Annotated in this window: 17 protein-coding genes; 3 read left to right on the top strand and 14 right to left on the bottom strand. The window is 50.2% G+C overall.

Annotated features, from left to right (window positions below; all coding sequences use genetic code 11):
• Nucleotides 1-158: 158 nt before the first annotated feature.
• Together ACGCCZ_RS13325 and ACGCCZ_RS13320 are read left to right on the top strand one after the other, a co-directional pair.
• Nucleotides 159-713 carry a flavodoxin domain-containing protein gene (locus ACGCCZ_RS13325; protein ID WP_085531606.1) on the top strand — a complete coding sequence of 185 codons (555 nt, stop codon included), beginning with the start codon at nucleotides 159-161 and terminating at the stop codon, nucleotides 711-713.
• Between the two features lie 705 nt (nucleotides 714-1,418).
• Nucleotides 1,419-2,954: an ABC-F family ATP-binding cassette domain-containing protein gene (locus ACGCCZ_RS13320; protein ID WP_411656278.1), complete on the top strand. Its 1,536-nt coding sequence runs from the start codon at nucleotides 1,419-1,421 to the stop codon at nucleotides 2,952-2,954.
• Nucleotides 2,955-3,515: 561 nt separating this feature from the next.
• Here the strand turns inward: ACGCCZ_RS13320 and ACGCCZ_RS13315 are convergent.
• The 6 genes from ACGCCZ_RS13315 to ACGCCZ_RS13290 all read right to left on the bottom strand — a co-directional run bounded on the left by ACGCCZ_RS13315 (nucleotide 3,516) and on the right by ACGCCZ_RS13290 (nucleotide 10,048).
• Nucleotides 3,516-4,307 carry a methyltransferase domain-containing protein gene (locus tag ACGCCZ_RS13315; protein WP_411656277.1) on the bottom strand — a complete coding sequence of 264 codons (792 nt, stop codon included), beginning with the start codon at nucleotides 4,305-4,307 and terminating at the stop codon, nucleotides 3,516-3,518.
• 154 nt (nucleotides 4,308-4,461) lie between these two features.
• Nucleotides 4,462-4,893, bottom strand: a complete 432-nt coding sequence (locus ACGCCZ_RS13310; RefSeq protein ID WP_054323515.1) for an ACT domain-containing protein — start codon at nucleotides 4,891-4,893, stop codon at nucleotides 4,462-4,464.
• Between the two features lie 13 nt (nucleotides 4,894-4,906).
• Nucleotides 4,907-6,214, bottom strand: a complete 1,308-nt coding sequence (locus ACGCCZ_RS13305) for a phenylacetate--CoA ligase family protein (RefSeq protein ID WP_085531602.1) — start codon at nucleotides 6,212-6,214, stop codon at nucleotides 4,907-4,909.
• A gap of 142 nt (nucleotides 6,215-6,356) precedes the next feature.
• Complete coding sequence (locus tag ACGCCZ_RS13300) at nucleotides 6,357-6,938, bottom strand: indolepyruvate oxidoreductase subunit beta (RefSeq protein WP_054323514.1); 582 nt, start codon at nucleotides 6,936-6,938, stop codon at nucleotides 6,357-6,359.
• Entirely contained in the window at nucleotides 6,935-8,677 is a 1,743-nt protein-coding gene (gene iorA / locus ACGCCZ_RS13295) for an indolepyruvate ferredoxin oxidoreductase subunit alpha (RefSeq protein ID WP_054323513.1), read from the bottom strand. Before iorA ends, ACGCCZ_RS13300 begins: the two co-directional genes overlap by 4 nt.
• A 63-nt stretch (nucleotides 8,678-8,740) precedes the next feature.
• Nucleotides 8,741-10,048, bottom strand: coding sequence for a phenylacetate--CoA ligase family protein (locus ACGCCZ_RS13290; RefSeq protein WP_411656276.1), 1,308 nt, complete (start codon nucleotides 10,046-10,048; stop codon nucleotides 8,741-8,743).
• Between ACGCCZ_RS13290 and ACGCCZ_RS13285 the strand changes: the two genes are divergently transcribed.
• Nucleotides 10,047-10,184, top strand: coding sequence for a hypothetical protein (locus ACGCCZ_RS13285; RefSeq protein WP_411656275.1), 138 nt, complete (start codon nucleotides 10,047-10,049; stop codon nucleotides 10,182-10,184). The two genes, ACGCCZ_RS13290 and ACGCCZ_RS13285, sit on opposite strands and share 2 nt — an antisense overlap.
• Before the next feature lie 133 nt (nucleotides 10,185-10,317).
• Here the strand turns inward: ACGCCZ_RS13285 and ACGCCZ_RS13280 are convergent, their stop codons facing one another.
• The 8 genes from ACGCCZ_RS13280 to secA all read right to left on the bottom strand — a co-directional run bounded on the left by ACGCCZ_RS13280 (nucleotide 10,318) and on the right by secA (nucleotide 20,711).
• Complete coding sequence (locus ACGCCZ_RS13280) at nucleotides 10,318-12,045, bottom strand: sensor histidine kinase (protein WP_054323512.1); 1,728 nt, start codon at nucleotides 12,043-12,045, stop codon at nucleotides 10,318-10,320.
• A gap of 77 nt (nucleotides 12,046-12,122) precedes the next feature.
• On the bottom strand, nucleotides 12,123-12,809 hold the full coding sequence (locus ACGCCZ_RS13275) for a winged helix-turn-helix domain-containing protein (RefSeq protein WP_054323511.1): 687 nt from the start codon (nucleotides 12,807-12,809) through the stop codon (nucleotides 12,123-12,125).
• An 82-nt stretch (nucleotides 12,810-12,891) separates the two neighbouring features.
• Nucleotides 12,892-13,557, bottom strand: a complete 666-nt coding sequence (gene phoU / locus ACGCCZ_RS13270; protein ID WP_054323510.1) for a phosphate signaling complex protein PhoU — start codon at nucleotides 13,555-13,557, stop codon at nucleotides 12,892-12,894.
• A 59-nt stretch (nucleotides 13,558-13,616) separates the two neighbouring features.
• Complete coding sequence (gene pstB / locus ACGCCZ_RS13265) at nucleotides 13,617-14,375, bottom strand: phosphate ABC transporter ATP-binding protein PstB (protein WP_242967338.1); 759 nt, start codon at nucleotides 14,373-14,375, stop codon at nucleotides 13,617-13,619.
• A 14-nt stretch (nucleotides 14,376-14,389) separates the two neighbouring features.
• The gene (gene pstA / locus ACGCCZ_RS13260; protein ID WP_054323508.1) at nucleotides 14,390-15,262 is read right to left on the bottom strand and encodes a phosphate ABC transporter permease PstA; all 873 of its coding nucleotides are present in this window, start codon (nucleotides 15,260-15,262) and stop codon (nucleotides 14,390-14,392) included.
• On the bottom strand, nucleotides 15,252-16,610 hold the full coding sequence (pstC, locus tag ACGCCZ_RS13255; protein ID WP_085531591.1) for a phosphate ABC transporter permease subunit PstC: 1,359 nt from the start codon (nucleotides 16,608-16,610) through the stop codon (nucleotides 15,252-15,254). The genes pstA and pstC overlap by 11 nt, the downstream gene beginning before the upstream one ends.
• A 124-nt stretch (nucleotides 16,611-16,734) precedes the next feature.
• The gene (locus ACGCCZ_RS13250) at nucleotides 16,735-17,634 is read right to left on the bottom strand and encodes a phosphate ABC transporter substrate-binding protein (RefSeq protein WP_054323507.1); all 900 of its coding nucleotides are present in this window, start codon (nucleotides 17,632-17,634) and stop codon (nucleotides 16,735-16,737) included.
• A gap of 323 nt (nucleotides 17,635-17,957) precedes the next feature.
• A complete protein-coding gene (gene secA, locus ACGCCZ_RS13245; RefSeq protein WP_054323506.1) occupies nucleotides 17,958-20,711 on the bottom strand; it encodes a preprotein translocase subunit SecA in 2,754 nt (917 codons plus the stop codon).
• Between the last annotated feature and the right edge of the window lie 114 nt (nucleotides 20,712-20,825).

Genomic DNA, 20,825 nt, shown 5'->3' with positions numbered 1-20,825 from the left:
CCCCGAAGCTAAAGCAAGGGGTATTACGCCACTATGTGGTAAATGCGGATCATTTTTATACGCAAACGGAATGGCCCAACATTCCATTGTACATAGGGGCTTCTCGATATTAGGAAAAATACCCTCAAAAATTTCTATCCAAACAGCTGGGAGGCTACATGAAGACAATTGTCGTTTACGCATCAAAGTATGGTTCTACAGAGACCTATGCGCGCTGGATTGCAGAGGCGTTACATGCAGATCTTTATGCAGTCAAAGCGCTTTCTTCCAAAACACTGTCTCGCTATGACTGTATTCTCTACGGAGGTGGACTTTATGCAGGCGGTGTAAAGGGACTTTCCACTTTTTTAAAGAAGTATGCCTCTATTCTTCCGAAAACCTTCATCCTTTTTACCTGTGGGATTGCCGATCCTAACGACCCTGCCAATGTTCAGCACATCCGCAATTCATTAAAAAAGATTTTTCCGCCCGATTTAGAGGCAAAAACCGCCTTTTTTCATTTGCGCGGCAGACTGAATTATCGAAAATTGAGCGTTATACATCGCGCGATGATGGCTATGCTTCAACATATGCTTGCAAAAAAGGACCCGGCCACCCTGCGCGTAGAGGATCAACAGCTTTTGGACACCTACGGAAACGATGTAAATTTCATCGACCGCAGCACCATTCAACCGATCCTTTCTTTTGTTCAGGATGGTATAAATGCTAAATGATTTCTGTGATATAGAATCTTCTCATTGTCTACGAAACGGTCATAGAAGCTTTAGTAGTAGAGAAATGCCAACCTGTACGAAGCGAAAAAACGGAATCGCTGTATGAGAATCTTTGGCATGGCAAGTTCCATTGTATGATACAAACAAGGAGTAAGCGGTTCTCAAGGACGATGAATTTCGATCAATCAACATGGAGCGCCCTATATACTGAAAATGGCGACCATGTGGTTCTTCTATGAACAAGTGGTTTCTGGTAAAAGGCTTAAAGCGCTCAATTTCCTTTCGATTCTACCGCTTATATTTCCGAACACAGCAAGGATTGACAAGTCCCTTTCAATAGAATACAATAAAAGTGAAAAATCCCAAAGGAAGAATGAAGATGCACATTTATTTGACAGATCAACCACGTAGGCGAATCAACTCTGTACAATCAAAGCCGATGAAACATTGTACAGAGTCCAGCATATAACACGCTTTTAGATTTCATCGGAAAATAAGGTAACCCCGACAGGATTTCGCAGAAAAACAAGGGTTGCTTTGTTTTCTTGTACTCTTTAGCGAATCTTGGGCTTTCAGGCTATGGACAATGTTTTGTCCATAGCCTTTTGTCATTTATCGCCAAATGTGGCTGAAAGGCAGAAGGTCGATACCTTGCGTATCGCTTTCTGCCTTTTTTATTATCACTGGAAAGGATTTTGATAAACCATGGGTTTACTAGAAATAAAAGGATTAACACACTCTTTTGGAGAGAATCTCTTATATCAGGATTCTAGCCTATCCCTAAATAAAGGCGAGCATATCGGAATTGTCGGTCAAAACGGCAGCGGCAAAAGCACCTTAATAAAGATTCTGACAGAACAGATCATTCCCGACAAGGGGCAAGTGATCTGGCAGCCTCACGTATCTGTAGGTTATCTTGACCAATACGCAGACATCGACCGCCATTTGACCATACGAACATTTTTAAAGTCGGCATTTTCAAACCTTTATGCGGTCGAACGTAAAATGATGCAGATATACGAATCGTTCGAGAATGGTCATTCCGACATGCAACTCTTGAACCAAGCTGCAGAGTATCAGGAACAGCTTGAAAACAGTGTGTTTTATCAGATTGATACACAGATCGAACAGGTTGCAAGTGGTTTAGGGCTTCTGACAATTGGTCTCGACCGGCCAATCGATAAAATCAGTGGAGGGCAACGGGCAAAGGTTATTCTGGCAAAACTTTTGCTTGAAAAACCAGACGTCCTACTGCTTGACGAACCTACCAACTTTTTGGACAAAGAGCATGTGGAGTGGCTTTCTACTTTGTTATCCAATTTAGAAACTGCCTTTTTCGTTGTATCGCACGACTATAATTTTCTGGACAAAGTTGCAAATAGAATCTGCGATATCGACCATAAGCGTTTCGTCAAATACTATGGGACCTATTCCGAGTTTTTCCGAAAGAAAGCGCTTATAAGAGAGGATTACATCCGTCAGTATTCTGCTCAGCAAAAGGAGATTCAAAAGACCGAGGAATTTATCCGCAAAAATATCGCTGGCAGAAAAGCAAAAATGGCAAGAGGCCGGCAAAAACAGCTCGATCGATTGGAGCGGTTGGAGGATTGCCGCCTGAAAGAAATCAAACCATTCTTTCGTTTCTCTGAACTCCCTTTGACAAATACAGAACATCTACTGGTAAAACAATTATCCGTCGGTTATCATTTTCCTGTTTTATCCAAGGTCGATTTTCGCATCGGCGGGGGGCAAAAAGTCGTTCTGACTGGATTTAATGGTATCGGAAAATCCACCTTGCTGAAAACTCTAACCGGCCAAATTCCCGCAATGGGAGGAACCTATAAATTTTCTGAACAAGTCACAACCGGCTACTTTGAGCAGGATCTTATATGGCGCGATGGGGATGAGACTCCACTACAAATCGTTTCAGAAGCTTACCCTCAAATGGCAACAAAAGAGGTCCGCAAACATTTGGCCTGCTGTGGTATCTCCAGTAAACATGCAATGCAGGCGATCCGTACGCTCAGCGGCGGTGAACAGGCAAAAGTAAAAATATGTTTACTCACCCTAAAGCCGTGTAATTTTTTAATACTGGACGAACCTACGAATCATTTGGATATACAGGCAAAAGAATCGCTAAAAAAGGCGCTTTGTGAATTTTCAGGGACAGTGTTGCTGGTATCACATGAGGAAGCCTTTTACAGAGATTGGGTGCAAAAGATCATCTCTATCGGGACATAACTTCTCATAGAATTTTAAAATGCTTCTATAAGCAACACGCAAAATACTATTACATAGTAAAATTGTAATCTCATTCTCCGGCACAAGCCGTACTTTTCAAAAACATTGCGAGTGTTTCTCCTAAAAAATCGATCTTCCATACGAAAAAGAACGTTACAGCCTCTTGGAATTCTCCCATATGAAGATTTCACAAACCCTGTAAGGACCTCATGCCAATATACCTTTTTCAAAAATGGCACGAAATCTTCTTCAACTTGCCCCACAACCTGCAAAGGGGCATTTCATGCGCCAACAGAAGCACTCTGGGGTAAGTAGATCGTTGTCCATTTCCCTCTTCGTTCTCGATCGAAAGCTCACTTATCCCCCTCCTGCCGCCGAGAGATTCCCCTTTTGCGACAGCTTATCATAGAAAATGGAGGGAGCGGTATCTGGGCCGCTCCCTCCATTCTATCATGGTTTCAATCGGAAAAATTGTTTGATGTTTTGCATACCAATAAAAATTTTATCACTCTTTTAGTCGATTACAGTATGGAGCAAGTGCCATGCCATCTATAAAGACAATTATTCTTCATGAGAACTTATATGCGGTTTCTGTGCTAGGAAGAAGAGCCTTGGAAAACGAAACAAAATCTCCCCGTTTTTTTGTTTGGGATAGCATTCTTCCAGCCGGGCCAAAATTTCCAATTCCAACTGTTCAGCCTCACGGGCGGGCAAAACCTGTAGGTATGGCCGCAACCCGGTTCCACGATACCATTCCAAAATGGAACGGTGTGAGGGCATGCGGTGATAATATACAGTCTCCCACAGGGTATATTGGTCTGTCCAACCGGCCAGTATAGCCGCATACTCCTCCGGTTGCAGCTGGAAAAAGACGCGCGTCTCCGGGAAAAAGGATTTCCATCGTGGGCTGGATATACATTCCTGTATAATCTGATGAATCGGCTCTCGGTTGTTCATCGGAACCTGTACTGCCAATATTCCACCAGGATTTAACCTGTCCATAAACCGCCCCAACAAGGCTGGATGATCGGGAATCCACTGAATACAGGCATTGGAAAAAATCACATCGAATGAGGGTCCCAAGCCTTCCAAGTCCTGGGATGCATCCCACTGTATAAATTGCAATGCAGGGTGCTGCTCTTTTGCCACCTCAATCATCTCCAAAGAACGATCAATCCCTAAAACACGTGCGCCGGGAAGCCGTTCCGCGAGCACTTTTGTACTATTTCCTGGACCGCATCCCACATCCAAAACCCGATCCACGGCTTTTTGTGGGATTCGGTTGGCTAAATCGATGGCAGGCTGGGTGCGTTCTTTTTCAAACTGTAAATACTGCTCTGGATTCCAATACATCATGATCCTCCCTTAAAAACAAACATGTCCACTTGGCCGAAGATTTCTCTGATAATATTCCCATTTTGTTCCCAAATCTTCTACCTTCTTATGAAACAAAAACGGACGGGAAAGGCCTTCCCGTCCGCTCCAATTTGTATAAAATCGTTCTACATTACATTCCGTAGATTTCTTCCGCGCTCAGGATGGTGATTTGATGCTCCTTGAGCACTGCAACTGCGCGTTCACTGTCATCTACACGGAGAATGACAAACGCTTTACCGTGCTCACGGCTGATAAAGGCATACATATATTCCACGCCAATTTTATTGTCCGCCAATACGCGCAGCGCCTTGGCAAACTCGCCTGGCTGGTCGTCGATTCCCATCGCAATGACACTGGTGAGGGAAGCCGTCAGACCTGCTGCCTTTAGAGCCTCCACTGCCTCTTTCGGCTTATCAACGATCAAGCGCAAAATGCCGAAATCGCTGGTATCCGCAATGGAAACGGCGCGAATATCCACCTTTGCTGCGGCAAGCGCCTCTGTGATCTCCGCAAGGCGGCCGGACTTATTTTCCACAAAAATTGAAATCTGCTGGATCTGCATACCGATTCCTCCTTTATAATTTGGTCCGATTGTCGATCACACGCTTGGCTTTTCCTTCTGTACGCGGGATCGATTTGGGTTCAAGCAAGCGGACCTTCGCTGCGATGTTCAGGGTAGATTGCAGGGCGTTGGCAATCTTGTGTTCGACGCCTTCCAAACTGCGAACCGTATCTCCAAACATGTCGGGAGTCATCTCGACCTGTACCTCCATGGTATCCAGGTTGTTGATCCGGTCCACAACAATCTGATAGCTGGGCGCCATTCCCAGCTCCAAGAGTACGCTCTCCACCTGGGATGGGAATACATTGATTCCACGGATAATCAGCATGTCGTCCGTACGGCCGCGCGGCTTGCCCATCCGAACCAGCGTACGTCCGCAGGCGCACACCTCGTGGTTCAACGTACAGATGTCCCTTGTCCGATAACGGATCAGCGGCAGTGCTTCCTTGCCGATGCAGGTGAACACAAGCTCGCCGTACTCTCCATCGGGCAATTGCGCCCCCGTCTCCGGATCGATGATCTCTGGATAGAACATGTCTTCATTCACATGCATCCCCGCCTGCATTTGGCATTCACAGGACACGCCGGGACCGGCAATCTCAGAAAGGCCATAAATGTCATATGCGCGGATCGCAAGCAAGCGCTCGATCTCGCGGCGCATCTCTTCCGTCCAGGGTTCTGCCCCAAAAATACCCGCACGAAGCTTAAGCGTTTTGGGGTCAATCCCCATATCGCGTACGGTCTCGCCGATATACATGGCATATGAGGGCGTACAGCACAAAATATCCGAACCATAGTCCTGCATAATTTGAACCTGGCGCTTTGTATTGCCCGTCGAAACAGGAATGGCGGTCGCTCCCAATTTTTCCGCTCCATAATGCAGGCCCATGCCGCCGGTAAACAGACCGTATCCATAGGAGACATGAACATAGTCTGAACGCGTTCCTCCCACCGCAACAATGCTGCGGGCTGCACTACGCGCCCATACATCAATGTCGTGTTTCGTATAACCTACGACAGTCTGTTTGCCCGTTGTTCCGGACGACGCATGAATACGAACCAACTGCTCCTTTGGCACGGCAAACATACCAAAGGGATAATGATCGCGCAGATCGTCCTTGTAGGTAAACGGAAGCTTTTTGACATCCTCAATCGATTGGATGTCCCCCGGCAGCAGCCCGATTTCATCGAAGCGCTTCTTGTACAACGGCACATGGTTATAGGCATGCTCAACCATTTTCACCAATTTTTTGGACTGGATGTAATGCATGACTTCCCGCGAAGCACACTCGATCTCCGGCTCGAAGTAATTCCCCTGCATTTGTCTATCCCCTTTCCATTGCAACTCATTTCATTGCTCTTCCTTTTTGTGTAAATCCATAGCAATATCTACACATTTATCCTGAGCCAATCAGTTCCCCAATATGTTTATTCTGTCCCGAGGACAACACCATTTCTTGCGTTTATATGTCCGCGTTATACCCCAACTCGAACGCCTTGAGGTTCATATCGATGAATTTAGGCGGGACGGTCTCCTGAATTGTGTCAATCCAGACCTCCTTGGGCAGATCCAGCTTTTTCGCCATGGCCCCGATCAAAACCACATTGACCGCCTTGGCCGATCCCGCCTGCTCCGCCATTCCCAGCGCGTCCAGAGCAACCATCTTGACGCCTTGCTCCTGCACCTTTCCCAAAATATCCTTGGGATATTCGGCCACACCTGTGACGACGGGCATTGGGTCCATCTGCTGGGTATTCACAATCACAGTACCATCGGGCTTCAGCCACGGCAAATAACGCGCTGCCTCCAGGGCTTCGAAAGCAAGCAGGACATCCGCTTCGCCCTGTGCGATAATCGGTGAATACACCTTGTCGCCATAGCGCACGTAAGTCACTACAGACCCACCGCGCTGGCTCATTCCGTGTACCTCCGAAACTTTTACGTCAACTCCTTGACTCAACATGGCGCTGCCCAAAACACGGCTCGCCAAGAGCGTTCCCTGTCCGCCCACACCGACAATCATGACACTTTTTACGTTGCTCATGCCTGTACCTCCTGTTCTGTGATCGCACTCTTCGGGCACAGAGTGGTACATACGCCGCACCCCACACATTGCGTGCGGTCAATTGCAGCTTTGCCGCCGTGCACACTGATAGCCGGACAGCCAATGCCCAAGCACGCCTTACACCCGATACACTTTTCGGTATCCACAACCAGCGACGGCTTGTGCTTTACGTATTTCAACAACGCACATGGACGGCGGCTGATAATGACAGAGGGCTCCTCTACTGCAAGCTCCTCTTTGAGAACCGCCTGCACCTCTTTGAGATCGTACGGGTCGCAGACGCGCACCCGGTTGATGCCGACAGCCTTACAGAGCGCTTCCAGATCCACCGCTGTAGTGGGGTCCCCTTTAATATTATATCCCGTAGTTGGATTCTGCTGATGGCCCGTCATGCCGGTGATCGAGTTGTCAAGGATGATGACCACCGAATTGCTCTTGTTGTAAGCAATATCGATCAATCCTGTAATTCCAGAGTGAATAAAGGTGGAATCGCCGATCACCGCCACGCTCTTCTGCTCGGCCTCTTTTCCGCGCGCCTTGTTGTAACCGTGCAGAGCGGAAACAGAAGCACCCATGCACACACAGGTATCAATCGCGCTCAGCGGAGCCGACGCTCCAAGGGTATAGCAGCCAATGTCGCCACTGACATAGACCTTTGCCTTTTTCAAGGCATAGAACAAGCCCCTGTGCGGACATCCACAGCACATAACCGGAGGACGTCCCGGCGTCTCCACATCGACCTTCTTGCTCTCCGGAACCTTGCCCAACATACATTTGCGGATGACGTTCTGAGAGAACTCATCACAGCGCGGGAACACATCTTTCCCGTGCACTTCGATTCCATTTTTTTTACAGAATGACTCGATGACATCGTCGAGCTCTTCGATCACATAGAGCTTCTTGACTTTTGCAGCCAGCTCTCGGATCTTCTTCAGAGGCAGTGGGTGCACCATGCCCAACTTCAAATAGGACACCGTGTCTCCCAGCGCTTCTTTCGCATACTGGTACACTGCGCCAGAGGCGATCACACCAATCTCCGCATGATTGTCCTCCAACACATTGATGTCCGCCTCATCCGCCCATGCGGCTAGCTCCTGCATGCGCTCCTCTACTTTATAATGTTTCGGTTTTGCAAAAGCAGGCAGCATGACATTTTTGGCAGGGTTCTTCTCGTAGGGCTTGAGTTCATGCTCTTCGCGTTCATGTAACTCCACCGGGCTGCGGCTGTGTGCGACGCGCGTCGTCAACCGCAGAATCACCGGCGTATCAAACTGCTCCGAAAGTTCATAAGCCAGCTTTGTAAAATCCCGGCATTCCGCAGAATCGGCGGGTTCCAACATCGGCAGTTTGGCTGCAATCGCATAATTGCGGGAATCCTGCTCATTCTGGGAGGAATGCAGGCCGGGATCGTCCGCTACACCGAACACCATGCCGCCGTTCACACCGATATAGCTCATGGTAAAGAGCGGATCTGCGGCGACATTCAGGCCGACGTGCTTCTGCGCACAAAAGGATCTCGCCCCGGCAAAACTTGCGCCCGCTGCCACCTCTGCCGCAACCTTTTCATTTGACGCCCACTCGCAGTAAATTTCATCGTATGTAGCCGCTGTCTCGGTAATCTCCGTACTGGGGGTGCCAGGATAGCTGGACACCACCCGCACACCGGCTTCATACAGGCCGCGCGCGACCGCTTCATTTCCCAACAATAACTTTTTCATTGTACCTCTCCTATATATCAGACCTATCCGCCACGTCGGCGGACGAATTCCCAGTGATAGGGGTTATTCCTCCGGTTCATTGCGCAGGTCGAGAATGCGCTTTGCCTTGCCCTGGAAACGCTCCAAACTCTTGGGTTCCGCTAAGGTAACCTTGGTTTCCAGTCCAAGGACACTCTTTAAGCGGTCGTGAATCTTATGCTGCACTGCTTCCAATTCGCCGTAGCTCTGTAACAATTCGCCGTTGTTGAGTTCGACTTTGACTTCCAGAGTGTCCAAGAAATTCTTTTTGCGCACGATTAATTGATAATGCGGGCCTACATGCTCCATTCCCACCAAAACACTTTCGATCTGGGAAGGGAACACATTGACGCCCTTGATAATCAACATATCGTCTGTGCGCCCCATCACCTTATCCATACGCGCATGTGTGCGCCCACATGCGCACGGCTCGTAATTGATACGGGTGATGTCCTTGGTACGGTAACGCAGAACTGGCATTCCCTCGCGCGAAAGGGTGGTCACCACCAATTCGCCCACCTCGCCCGGCGCTTTATGTTCCAAGGTATCCTGATCGATAATCTCCGGCAGGAAGTGATCCTCTGCGAAATGCAATCCACAGCGCAGTTCGCACTCGCCAGATACGCCCGGACCTCCCAACTCTGTCATCCCGTAGTTGTCAGTCACAAACATATGTAAATTCTTTTCAATTTGCGTACGCATCTCTTCTGTGCAGCCTTCAGAGCCCAACAAGCCAATGCGAAGCTTGTAAGCGCTGGACGGATATGGGGACTCCTTCACCATTTCGCCCAGATAGAGCGCATAAGAAGGAGTTGCTACCAACCCTGTAACGCCAAAATCACGGAACATCATCAGCTGTTTCTGTGTATTTCCAGAAGAGGCCGGAATGACCGTTGCACCCAACCTTTCCAAGCCATAGTGCAGGCCAAGCGCCCCGGTAAACAGCCCATACCCAAACGAAATCTGGATAATATCCTCATTCGTCACACCGGATGCCGCACCGATACGGGCAATCAACTCTGCCCAAGTGTCAATATCCTTCTGGGTATACACGCCGACTGTAGGCTTTCCTGTGGTCCCTGACGACGCATGAATACGCACGACATCTTTCATCGGGCACGCCATCATGCCAAAGGGGTAATTATCGCGGATATCGTCCTTTGTTGTAAAGGGGATATACTGAATATCCGAAAGGGTTTTTATCTTATCGCCGGTCACCCCGGCTGCCTGTAAGCGCTCATGATAGAACGGAATATTGTTGTAGCAGTAATCCACCATTTTCTTCAGCTTTTGCAGCTGTAGCGCCTCAATGTCTGCACGGCGCATAGTTTCCACGTCTTTTTGATAGAACATGGATCGGGTACACCTCCACACCACAGCCGCTCCAGAAAACGGTCAGGAAAATACAATCCTGCTTGTTTCAGGCGATGCTGTAAAATTTACCGCACCAAAGTCCAGCTCTGGTGCGGTTGTCTTTTTGTTATTTTAACTCTTTTTGTGTCGAATTGCAACCTGCTTTTTGTGGAAGCCATACGGATTCGAGCAATCTGTGCAGTTTCTTTAACGCTTTTTGGTGATATAGTACAAAAGCACATCCATATGCCGGTAAAGAATCCAATTTTTTATTTTTCTTTCGGCGCCAAGGGTAGACAAACCGTAAACGTCGTCCCCTTTCCGGGCTCACTCTCCACACCGATTTCTCCACCATACAGCGCTACCAGATGCTTGACAATCGAAAGTCCCAGCCCCGTTCCTCCAATCTCACGAGAACGGCTGGTATCCACACGATAAAATCGTTCAAATAAACGTGGGAAATGCTCCTTCGCAATCCCAATCCCCGTATCCTTGACTCGCACCACGGCGGTCTGCCGCTGCCGCTGTGCCGTGATAAACACGCTTCCATCCTTTACATTGTATTTGACAGCATTGTCAATCAGGTTGCCAAAGAGCTGTTGTAGACGCGTTGGCGTACAGGCGACAAAGAGCTCCGAATCGGCGTCAATATGCATGCGAATGTGGTTCTCCTGCCCCAACGATTTTGCCCTCTCTACACAATGTTCCAATGCCTCCTTGACATTGCACGGGCGCATAGATGGATCTTCTTTGGCGTTTTCAATCTGTGAGAGAACCAAAAGGTCATCGATCAGGTGGGTCAGACGTTCGGTTTCAATGTCCAATACATCGTAAAAATACCGGCGCGTTTCCTCATCGCGGTCTGCGCTTTTGAGAAGCTCGATACTCCCGCGAATGGAGGTCAACGGTGTTTTTAATTCATGGGTCACATTGGAGACAAACTCACTGCGCAGCTGTTCCAGCCGACGGATACGCGTCACATCGGAAACCACTGCCAGCGCCGCTCCGGTGGGTTGGGCCTCCATTGGGGCAGCATAGACCGTATATCGTTTCTCCTCAGGCAAATTGGTCAGCTCGTCGTTGACCGGCTCTCCAGCCTGCATCGCATCTCTCAACAGTGCGGAAATCTTGGTTAGCACCAGACTTCCCTCCAAATGATCGCCAGCCTGCATGGAGGGGCAGTGCAGCAAGCTGCGCGCACTCTGGTTGAGAAAAAGCACATTGCCCCCCTCATCCACAGCTAGGACCCCGTCATTCATTCCCTGTAAAACGCCCTCCAACTGTTCCTGTTTGGTGCGGAGCAGGCTCACCGCGTGTTCTGTGCTGTCTGCCATCTGGTTGAACGCCTGTGCCAGTTCAGCAAATTCGTCGCTGAATGTTCCCTCAACCCGGCTGGAGTATTCCCCTGCGGCCAAACGACGCGCAGCAAGGCTCATCCGCCGGACCGGCTCTCCAATCCACGATACAAACAAGCCGGATGCCACACAGACCATGACAATCCCAAACAGCATGCCGAGTGCTGCATCCAGCCACATCTGCCGGATGGTATCCTGTAACGCTCCCATCGGCAATGCGGCCCGCAGGTAATACTGTCCCACACGGCGCGCTTCATAATAATAGGGGATTCCCATGCTGGCGCTGCTGCGCGTATCGTAGCCGACCCCCTTCTCTCGTGCTTCCACAATTTCCGGACGGTTGGCATGATTTTCGGTGATCTCCTTATCCTCGCTATCGCCCAACACATGGCCCTCTTCGTCCAGTATGGTGATCCGAATGGGCTGGCCAGCCGCCTTCAGCGCCTCTCCCAGCTCATAGGACACCTTTCCCGGATTTTCCAAAGCCTCCGACTGTGTGGACAGCACCGCCAAGGCCGTGTCCAACTGCTTGGTAAACTCCTTTTCATATTGTCCCTGCACCAGAAGTGTTGCCGTCAAAAAGGCGGCACAAAACCCCACTATAATGATAGCGATGTTGCACAACATCATCCGCTTCCTCATTCGGCTGCCCCTCTCTTGTATTTTTCCAGGAACGTGTAAAAAAAGCGGCATACCCGCAAGGGCATGCCCTGTACAACTTACTCTGTAAACCGGTATCCCACACCGCGGACGGTCTGAATCAATGCCGGATGATCGGGATCGTCCTCCACCTTCTGACGCAAGTATCGCACGTGTACATCCACTGTCCTTGTATCGCCAAAATACTCGACGCCCCAAACTTTATCAAGCAGACTGTCGCGTGTGAGCACTTTTCCACGGTTTTTCATCAACATCACAAGCAGATCAAATTCTTTGGCCGTCAGTTCTATTTTGGTATCATTTTTCGTAACCATGTGGCGTGCAATGTCGACCTGTAGGGAACCCGCCTCCAACCGCTGCTCCGGCTCCTGCGCCCGCTCGGTACGGCGCAACACAGCACGTACACGCGCACAGAGCTCCTTGATTCCAAAAGGCTTCACAATGTAGTCATCCGCTCCCAGTTCCAACCCTAGAACCTTGTCAATCTCTTCGCCGCGTGCCGTCAACATCAGGATGGGAATGTCCCGTGTATCCGCGCTGGCACGCAGCGTCCGGCACACTGCCAGACCGTCCGGCGGCGGCATCATCCAATCCAGGATCACGGCATCCGGCTTGCGCGCCTTAATACCAGCAAGAAGTGTCTCGCCATCTGCGAATTCAGCCGACTCAAATCCGCTGTCCTTCAGGCCAAACGCCACCAGACGGCGAATATTGGGTTCGTCGTCTGCAATATATACCAAAGGCATAAATGCCCCTCTCTTTCTCGCACTCTTTCCTCACGGTAATTCTATGTACAGACGGACAGGAGCGCCCGCCGCCCGTCAATCTTTAAAAGACTTTCGTGTTAAGATCCGGATGTTCGCCGGTCTCCATATAGATGACCCACTCCGCAATATTGGTCGCATGATCCGCCATACGCTCCACATATTTTGTGATAAAGATCAGATCGACATCACACATGACATTCTGCGGGTTTTCCGTAATGATTCCACAGACTTCCAAGACAATCTTGGAAAACATCGCATCCACGTTGTCATCCGCCTGGCAGACCTTCCGTGCCGCCTCAACGTCGCGGCTCAGGAACACATCCAAAGCGCCGCGGAACATTTCATGTGCCGCTTCCAACATTTGTACCACGTGGGCTAAGGCCAAACTGCTCCGGTCGAGTTCTGCGATGGTCAGAATGTCACAGATGTCCGCGCACTGGTCGGCCTCCCGTTCCATATCGGTCAAAATCTTCAAACAGGCCGCAATGGTGCGCAGGTCGCTGGCGATGGGCTGCTGTAAAGCGATCAGGTTCATGCATATTTGCTCGATTCTATGTTCCTCACTGTCGATCTCATTGTCACTGGTCGCAACCTTTTTCGCCTTTTCAATGTCTAAGGTACGCAGGGCGTCAATGGTCATTTGAATACGGCCATCCACGTCATTTCCCAAATCGGTCATGCGGTGAATCAAATCATTGATCTCGCGGTCAAACAGTTTTCTTGGCATAATCCTTGTCTCCTATTTTTTATTATACATCAAATCCGGTTCCAGGGGAAGATGCATCATCATCCGAAGCGGCCGGTGATGTAGCGTTCTGTCCGCTCGTCCTGCGGTTTGTTGAACATGGAGAGCGTATCGGAATACTCCACCAATTCGCCCAAGAGGAAAAACGCCGTGCGATCCGCAATACGGGCTGCTTGCTGCATATTATGTGTGACAATCACCACAGTATACCGGTTGCGCAGGTCGTCCATCAGATCTTCGATCTTCGAGGTAGAGATCGGGTCCAACGCGCTGGTCGGTTCATCCATCAAAATGACATCCGGCTCAACCGCCAATGCGCGGGCAATACACAGACGCTGTTGTTGGCCTCCGGAAAGGCCTAATGCAGATTTTTTCAAGCGGTCCTTTACTTCGTCCCAAAGCGCTGCACTTTTCAACGAGTTTTCGACAATCTCATCGAGCTTTTGGCGATTCTTGATCCCATGGACGCGCGGTCCATAGGCGATGTTGTCATATACCGACATTGGGAAAGGGTTCGGCTTTTGAAACACCATCCCCGCACGGCGGCGCAGGAGGGTCACATCCGTCCGCGGATCGTAGATATCCTCGCCATCCAGTGTGACAAGTCCTGAAATCTTACAGTTGTCCACCAGATCGTTCATCCGGTTCAACGTTTTCAGGCAAGTGGATTTGCCACAGCCCGAAGGGCCGATAAATGCCGTCACTTTATTGGCGGGAATCTCCATATTGATCCCCTTGAGCGCATGAAAGTCTCCATAATACAGATTCAAATCCTGTAATACAATTTTTTGATTTCCCATTTCCATATCCGTTCTCAACCCTTCTTTACTGCTTTCGTCACCACTTTTGTCAAACAATTCAATAGGAATACCAGAATTAACAGGACCGCCGCTGTACCGAAGGCAATATTCATGGCATCCGGTGTAGAGGCTTCGCGCGCTGTCTGGTACAAATGCAGGGTCAATGTGCGCCCGCTGGTCATGATCTGCCGGAAAAAGTCCTTCGGCATGCTATAACCAATTCCTGAAGTGAACAGAAGGGCGGCGCTCTCCCCTACAATACGGCCCACCGCCAGGATGATGGCAGTCAACACGCCCGGCATAGCACATGGGAGCACGATGCCCAGGATCACACGCAACTTTCCAGCGCCAAGTGCAAGCGCGCCCTCTTTGTAGCTGGTTGGAACCGCCATAAGCGATTCCTCCGTTGTGCGCACGATGGTCGGTAGAATACAGATCGTCATAGTCAGGCAGCCCGCAAGGATGGAAACCTGTAAGCGGAACAGGATGCAGAACACTGTGTAACCAAATAGGCCGAAAATGATCGACGGGATACCAGAAAGGACCTCCGTTGTAAACCGGATGGAACGAACCAGCCGCCCCTGCTTGGCATATTGGGTCAGGTAAATGGCAGAAGAAAGCCCGATTGGCACCGCAATCAATAGAGTGATCACCACAATGTACAAGGTATTGATAATCATGGGCAGGATGCCTTTTTGATCTGGATTCATTTCCGAATACGGTGTGGAAATAAATTGCCAGGTGACATAGGGCAGGCCGTTGACCAGGATATAGCCGATGATTCCAACCAGGACCACAACGGTCACCCCAGCAGCCAGATTGATAAGAACCTTCAACGCCGTGTCCTTGGGGCGGCTGTGTTTGCAATAGAGGGAATTAGTTTCCATCGAGCTGTACCCCCTTCTTGGAAATATATGTGAAACTGATATTGACAATCATAATAAACACAAAGAGCACCAATCCGATGGCAAACAGCGCCTGACGGTGCAATCCAGAGGAGTAACTCATCTCCATGGCAATGCCAGTGGTCAGGAAACGCACAGAGCCGAGTAGGTTCGGCATATTGGGCACATTGCCGGCCACCATAATTACCGCCATGGTTTCGCCAATGGCACGTCCTACCCCCAGGATTACCCCCGAAAGGATTCCAGATTTCGCCGCCGGAACCGTCACTTTAAAAATGGTGGTCGTCTGCGTAGCCCCCAATGCCAGGGAGGCTTCCCGATAGGAGACTGGCACGGCATGCAGCGCCGTTTCAGAGACATTTACAATCGTCGGAAGAACCATGATCGCCAGGATTAAAATGGCGGCCAAAAGGCTATCACCCGTGGTATGTCCCTGAAAGGGCGGGAACTTGCGGATGGCAGGCACAATCACCAGCATGCCAAAAAAACCGTAGATGACGGATGGGATACCCGCCAACAATTCAACCGCCGGACGTACAATTTTGGCCAGAATCGGATTGGCGGTCTCCGAGAGAAAGATGGCGGTCAACAGGCCGATTGGCACACCGATAACAATCGCGCCCAAAGTTCCCGCAATGGAAGAAAGGATCATCGGCAGGATGCCAAAAACCTCCGCGCTTGCCTCCCACTTTGTGCCGAACAGAAAATCCCCCACACCGATCTCGATCAAGGCGGGAGCACCGGAGACAAGGATATAGATTGTAATAACAGCTACAGAGCCGACGGATACACAGGAAAAGACCTGAAAAACCGACTTGGCCAGACGCTCGGTTCCCTGGGTCCAAAGCGCCAGGATCGCACCGGCGATTCCAAAAGCCAATGTACAAAGGAACGGCCAGAGATAATGCACCTCTATCTCGCTGATATTGAGCGAAGTGACCGCCGTCTGAATGCTGGAAGTTGTAATCAGCGAGACCAACGGCGTTACTCCTGAGAGGATGTAGGCCGCCCCCGCCCACACCGGTTTTTTCAAAAGCAACAGCACGATCCCTGCCAAAGCCAACACAACGCCTGCCGCGACAGCGATGCGGGTGAGCAAAGGAATGGTCACAAGTCCGCTCATCTGCGGTCCACGAACCATCATTCCGCGTACCGTAACAAGCTGTAATCCGGTCAAAGAATATACCGTATTTTTAAAAACAAACTGGATGTAAGGAAAAAAGAACGATATAAGGATTACGGCGCCTAATACAATCGCCACAATCCGTTTGATTCGATTGGCAAATGCGCGCTTTTGCTCTGCGCGTTCATCGGTCAATGATGTCTGCATCAGCAGGCCCTCCATTCTATATCAAGCCGTACATGGCCTCTCTCCTCGGGCGCAACAAAATGCTTCGGCACCCAGTTCCGAGTGCCGGAGCATTTTGTACGGAGCATTACGCCCCGGGGCTCATTTATTGTGCCGGTACAAGCCCCACATCGGAGATAATCTGCTGTCCTTCATCGGAGTACAGGAAGTCAAACCAAGCTTTTACCAATTCGCTGTCGGAACCCTTCTTGTAGATCTGAATGAACGGGCGTTGCGCCTTATAAGAGCCGTTGATAATGTTTTCCTCTGTCGCCTCTACGCCGTCCACTTTACAAGCGGTGACCGAATCGTTGACAGAATCTAGGGAAACATAGCCGATTGCAGACGGGTCCGAACCAACCTTCGAAACCACTTCACCGGTGGAAGTGACTTCTGCAGCATATTTGCAGGTTCCTTCGCAACCAAAAATCGCTTCAAAACCGTCTCTGGTTCCAGAAGCTGCCTCACGGCCAATGACGGTGATCGTCTGGTCGTTTCCACCGACGTCCTTCCAGTTGGTAATTTCTCCGGTGAAGATCTTAGCGATTTGTTCGCTGGTCAGTTCTGTAACAGGGTTTTCCTTATTGACCGCAATCGCAATGCCGTCGATTGCGATTTGATTGATCTCGAACTGATCCGGGTCCTCTTCATCCTTCATATTTCTGGACAGGTCGCCGATCAACGCGGTACCGGCGGTGACAGCCTTCGGAGCGTCGCCAGAGCCATTGCCGCTCTTCGTCACGGTTACATCCGGATACTTTTCCATAAAAGCTTCGCCCAATGCCTGGCAAACCTTTGCCATGGAGGTGGAACCATTCAAGGTGAGGTCGCCGCTCAATTCTTTGTTGGCCGTTTCAGAAGAATCCCCTGCATTTTCCGCCGAGACGTCGTTTCCTTGGGAAGACGGAGTCTCAGATTGGCCTTCTACCGTAGAGCTGCACCCTACGAACGCCATGCTTGTGCACATCATAGCCAAAACCATTAGGATCGAAAGCACTTTTTTCATGTTTCATTGCTCCTTACGTTTTCTTCATGTTTTCTTTAAGTACGAGCTTATTTTATCGGTGCAATGTTAAAAACAGGTTAAGCTTAGTTTAGATAAAAATAAAATAAATATGCGCTTTCCGCCTTTGGTTCACGGCCCGGATTCCCGCCAAATGGAGTAGAAGATTGCCGGCCGAATAGGAATACGCAATTTTTATCCATATGGGTACAAAAAACCCCTTGCGACACAGAATCCTCTGTATCGCAAGGGGCAAATACAAACCCTTTTTATGAAACAAGCTATTCAACGGCAGATGTTCCGCTGCACTGCTTTTCCGACATCTCTCAGCTTTGTGGATGATACTCCGCGCAAGTACACTTCTTAAACTTTTTACCGCTGCCGCAGGGACACGGATCATTCGGGCCGATCTTCTTACCCTTATGCACCGTGCGGTTGGTATCCGTGCCGTCAGCGCTGGTAGAGGTCGGCTTTGCCACCTGCTCGCGCTTCGGCTCTTCCTGGGTGCGCAACTGGACGGTGAGCATCATGCGCGCCGTATTTTCACGAATGGTCGCAATCATCTCATCGAACATGTCGAAGCCTTCCAAACGGTATTCAACAACCGGATCGCGCTGGCCGTATGCACGCAAACGGATTCCCTTCTGAAGCTCTTCCATCGCATCGATGTGATCCATCCATTCGCGGTCCACATTTTTCAAAAGGACCACGCGCTCCAATTCGCGCATCACCTTGTCGCCATAGGCCTGCTCGCGCGCTTCGTATTGCGCCATCGCTTTTTTGCAGATCTCTTCCTTGACGTATTCCGGATCGAGCTTTTCCATTTCGCTCTCATCGTACTGCAAGTCGTCCGGGCCAATCAGCCAGCCCATATAATGTTCCCGCAGGCCGTTCAAATCCCAGTCGTCGCGCAGGTTGGAAGCCGGCAGATATTTGTCCACCTGTGCCCCAATCGCCTGTTCGATCATCTTGACAATCTGTTCACGCAGATCTTCCCCGTTGAGCACCTGATCGCGCTGGCCATAGATGATCTCGCGCTGGCGGCTCATCACGTCATCATACTGCAAAACATTCTTACGAATGCCAAAGTTGCGGCCTTCAATCTTCTTCTGTGCTCCTTCGATGGTCTTTGTCAACATCCCCGCTTCAATCGGCGTATCCTCGTCCACCTTTAGCGTATTCATCATCTGTGTGATGCGTTCGCCACCGAACAGGCGCATCAAATCGTCCTCCAGGGAGATATAGAACCGGCTCATACCGGGGTCGCCCTGACGGCCGGCACGGCCGCGCAGCTGGTTATCAATACGGCGGGACTCGTGCCGCTCCGTACCGATGATATATAGTCCGCCAGCTTCGCGCACTGCCTCTGCTTCTCCTTTGGTTGCCTCTTTATACTTATTATTAAGCTCCTGGAAGGTCTTGCGCGCCTCCAGGATCTCCTCATCCTCGGTGTCCGAATGTGCGTCCGCCTCGTTGATGAGTTCTTCGCTGTACTGCATCCGGCGCATCTCCGCCTTCGCCATATATTCTGCGTTACCGCCCAGCATGATGTCCGTACCACGGCCTGCCATGTTGGTTGCAATCGTAACGGCGCCCTTCTTACCGGCCTGCGCAACGATCTCCGCTTCCTTATCATGGTACTTTGCGTTCAAAACCTCGTGCTTGACCCCGCGGCGCTTGAGCAGCTGGCTGAGCCGTTCGGACTTCTCAATGGAGATTGTGCCGACCAGCACCGGCTGGCCCTTTTCATGGTGCTCCACGATGTCGTCGATGACTGCATTAAATTTGCCCTTTTCTGTCTTATATACGACGTCCGGCAAATCCTGGCGGATCATCGGGCGGTTGGTTGGAATTTCAATGACATCCAGCTTATAGATCTCACGGAATTCATCCTCTTCCGTCATCGCCGTACCGGTCATACCGGAAAGCTTTGTGTAAAGGCGGAAGAAATTCTGGAAGGTAATGGTCGCAAGGGTCTTGCTTTCGCGCGCCACCTTGACGCCTTCCTTCGCCTCGATGGCCTGGTGCAGGCCCTCGTTGTACCGGCGGCCATACATCAAACGGCCGGTGAACTCATCGACAATGATGACTTCGCCGTCTTTGACCACGTAATCGATGTCGCGCGTCATAACGCCGCGCGCCTTAATCGCTTGATTGATATGATGCTGAAGCGTAATGTTGTCCGCATCCGTCAGGTTTTCTACATTGAAGTAGGCTTCCGCCTTCCGCACACCGGACGGTGTAAGCGTAGCCGTCTTGGCCTTTTCATTGACAATATAATCCGCGTCTTTATAGAGTTCGTCATTGTCCTCTTTCGAATCCAAGTCCGCAACCTTCACCATCTGAAGGGTCTGGGCGAATGCATCCGCAATATTGTACAGTTCTGTGGACTTGTCCCCCTGGCCGGAAATAATCAACGGTGTACGCGCTTCGTCGATCAAGATGGAGTCAACCTCATCGACGATGGCGAAATTATGGCCGCGCTGCACCTTATTCTCCTTATAGATAACCATGTTGTCGCGCAGGTAATCGAACCCGAACTCATTGTTCGTACCATAGGTAATATCCGCATTGTAAGCTCTCTGACGAGCTGCATTGTCCATATCGTGGGCGATCAGTCCGACCGACAGGCCCAAAAAGCGATATACCTTGCCCATCCATTCGGAGTCACGGCGTGCCAAATAATCGTTGACCGTGACCACATGGACGCCCTTGCCCGACAGGGCATTTAAATAAGCCGGAAGCGTTGCCACAAGGGTTTTACCTTCACCGGTCTTCATTTCTGCGATACGGCCCTGATGCAGAACAATACCGCCGATAATCTGCACCGGGAAGTGGCGCATTTCCAAAACGCGGGCGGACGCCTCGCGGCAGACGGCAAATGCATCGGGCAGAATGTCGTCCAATGTCTCGCCATTGGCCAAGCGTTCCTTCAAGGCAGGGGTCTGCGCTTGCAATTCCTCGTCGCTCAGCTGCTTGTATTTTTCTTCAAGTGCGAGCACCTTGTCGCAAAGGGGCTGAATGCGCTTTAACTCGCGCTTGCTGTAGTTGCCAAAAAAGGCTTTGAGAATATTACCCATGAACGTTCACCTCAAAATGGTTCCTGAAAACCAATTATTCATCTCAATGTTGAGCATACGGGTGTTATTATACCATATGTACAGGGAAAAAGAAAGAACAAATCGTGAATTGTG

This window comes from Anaeromassilibacillus sp. SJQ-1, from assembly GCF_046693725.1.
Lineage (GTDB): Bacteria > Bacillota > Clostridia > Oscillospirales > Acutalibacteraceae > Anaeromassilibacillus.
The sequence above is the reverse complement of the archived record's forward strand: the minus strand, read 5'-3'. Positions and strand labels throughout refer to the sequence as shown.

What these genes read in the sequence shown, in the direction of transcription:
- ACGCCZ_RS13325 (WP_085531606.1), top strand. Translation starts at nt 159, where the DNA reads ATGAAGACAATTGTCGTTTACGCATCAAAGTATGGTTCTACAGAGACC.
- ACGCCZ_RS13320 (WP_411656278.1), top strand. Translation starts at nt 1,419, where the DNA reads ATGGGTTTACTAGAAATAAAAGGATTAACACACTCTTTTGGAGAGAAT.
- ACGCCZ_RS13315 (WP_411656277.1), bottom strand. Translation starts at nt 4,307, where the DNA reads ATGTATTGGAATCCAGAGCAGTATTTACAGTTTGAAAAAGAACGCACC.
- ACGCCZ_RS13310 (WP_054323515.1), bottom strand. Translation starts at nt 4,893, where the DNA reads ATGCAGATCCAGCAGATTTCAATTTTTGTGGAAAATAAGTCCGGCCGC.
- ACGCCZ_RS13305 (WP_085531602.1), bottom strand. Translation starts at nt 6,214, where the DNA reads ATGCAGGGGAATTACTTCGAGCCGGAGATCGAGTGTGCTTCGCGGGAA.
- ACGCCZ_RS13300 (WP_054323514.1), bottom strand. Translation starts at nt 6,938, where the DNA reads ATGAGCAACGTAAAAAGTGTCATGATTGTCGGTGTGGGCGGACAGGGA.
- iorA (WP_054323513.1), bottom strand. Translation starts at nt 8,677, where the DNA reads ATGAAAAAGTTATTGTTGGGAAATGAAGCGGTCGCGCGCGGCCTGTAT.
- ACGCCZ_RS13285 (WP_411656275.1), top strand. Translation starts at nt 10,047, where the DNA reads ATGGATCGGGTACACCTCCACACCACAGCCGCTCCAGAAAACGGTCAG.
- ACGCCZ_RS13290 (WP_411656276.1), bottom strand. Translation starts at nt 10,048, where the DNA reads ATGTTCTATCAAAAAGACGTGGAAACTATGCGCCGTGCAGACATTGAG.
- ACGCCZ_RS13280 (WP_054323512.1), bottom strand. Translation starts at nt 12,045, where the DNA reads ATGAGGAAGCGGATGATGTTGTGCAACATCGCTATCATTATAGTGGGG.
- ACGCCZ_RS13275 (WP_054323511.1), bottom strand. Translation starts at nt 12,809, where the DNA reads ATGCCTTTGGTATATATTGCAGACGACGAACCCAATATTCGCCGTCTG.
- phoU (WP_054323510.1), bottom strand. Translation starts at nt 13,557, where the DNA reads ATGCCAAGAAAACTGTTTGACCGCGAGATCAATGATTTGATTCACCGC.
- pstB (WP_242967338.1), bottom strand. Translation starts at nt 14,375, where the DNA reads ATGGGAAATCAAAAAATTGTATTACAGGATTTGAATCTGTATTATGGA.
- pstA (WP_054323508.1), bottom strand. Translation starts at nt 15,262, where the DNA reads ATGGAAACTAATTCCCTCTATTGCAAACACAGCCGCCCCAAGGACACG.
- pstC (WP_085531591.1), bottom strand. Translation starts at nt 16,610, where the DNA reads ATGCAGACATCATTGACCGATGAACGCGCAGAGCAAAAGCGCGCATTT.
- ACGCCZ_RS13250 (WP_054323507.1), bottom strand. Translation starts at nt 17,634, where the DNA reads ATGAAAAAAGTGCTTTCGATCCTAATGGTTTTGGCTATGATGTGCACA.
- secA (WP_054323506.1), bottom strand. Translation starts at nt 20,711, where the DNA reads ATGGGTAATATTCTCAAAGCCTTTTTTGGCAACTACAGCAAGCGCGAG.